General features: G+C 60.4%; 2 protein-coding genes and 1 pseudogene. 1 reads left to right on the top strand and 2 read right to left on the bottom strand.

Features of this window, described 5'->3' with window-relative positions; all coding sequences use genetic code 11:
* The coding region (locus EN984_RS35425) for a hypothetical protein (protein WP_348630246.1) at positions 1–382 on the top strand (382 nt) is incomplete at its 5' end.
* Between the two features lie 88 nt (positions 383–470).
* Here the strand turns inward: EN984_RS35425 and EN984_RS35420 are convergent.
* Positions 471–746 (bottom strand): hypothetical protein, encoded by a 276-nt coding sequence (locus tag EN984_RS35420; protein WP_127267328.1) that lies wholly within the window; start codon positions 744–746, stop codon positions 471–473.
* Positions 747–1,000: 254 nt separating this feature from the next.
* Positions 1,001–1,157: pseudogene (locus EN984_RS35415) on the bottom strand (ammonium transporter); the annotation flags it as partial.

Here is a 1,157-nt window from a genome sequence, read left to right as displayed (position 1 = left end):
GGGTAAAGGCATGCAACACGTCTTCCTTCGCGTGGCGGCACTGGCCTGGGCAGGGCTCAGTTTGCTGCTCGCTTTGCACTGGTTCGTCGAACTCGGCATGGTGGGCTTCCCGGACGGCTATGTGACGCCCTTCGCCAGAGCGACCGGTCCGCTGCTGCACATCCTCGCCACAGCCTGCCTCGGACAAGGTCTGTATTTTCTGTTCAGAGGTCTTTTCGGCAAGGGATTTGCAGTGCGAGGCCTCGGCCTGCGGGTTTTGATCGCCGCGGTCCTGACAGTGGCGCCTGTGCTGATCGTCAGGAATTGCCCGCATTCCCGGACATGCAGCAGCGCGTATGAAGCGCTGACGAACACCATGATGGACGACGGCGCCGGCGGATAGAGCTGCCGCCTGCCGAAACAATGGCGGACTGCCGGGCCCGCCATTGGTCGTTTGGAACAAAGATCGGGCCTCGGCCCGACCGGACAAATCAGTTGGCGCCGCCGAGCGCCTGCACATTGGCGCAGAATTCCGCATACGGCTTGCTCATCGCCGCATCCTGGCATTCCTTCTTCATCGCTTCCTGCTTTTCCATCGGCATGGCCATGAAAGCGGTCTTGAAATCCGCCATCGGCTTCATGGTCTTCATGCCGGAATCCGTGAAGAACGGCGCCATGTTGTCGGGCTCATCCAGAGCGCCGGCAAATGCAAAGCCGCTGACCATGGAAAGAGCGAGCGCTCCAAGGCAGATATTCTTGAGGTTCATGAAATGGTTTCCTTCCCTGTTGTTTGGCACGAGCGTCAGAACGACGATCGTCCCCCCAGTTCGGAACCAGAGCGGTCGTTGTTTCCTCAAAAAGCTTGATCACACGAACGTGATTGCGCCAAGGCGGGCATTGCCGGAATGACTTGCCAAAAAAAGAGGCCCGGATGCGATCCGGGCCTCAATGCGTGAACTCCTTTCGGGAGCATCACGACGGGATAGGAATTGCGGGGCGGCCAATGCCGTCCCGCACGGGCTTACGAGTGGTAGGCCGCTTCGCCATGCGAGGTGAGGTCGAGGCCTTCGCGCTCTGCGTCGGCTGTCGGACGCAGGCCGATGATCAGGTCGACGATCTTGTAGAGGATGGCGCTGCCGATACCCGACCACAGCAGGGTCACCAGGACACCCTTGGCC

This window comes from Mesorhizobium sp. M7A.F.Ca.CA.004.12.1.1, assembly GCF_003997835.1.
Lineage (GTDB): Bacteria > Pseudomonadota > Alphaproteobacteria > Rhizobiales > Rhizobiaceae > Mesorhizobium.
This window is presented reverse-complemented; position numbering and strand designations above follow the sequence as displayed.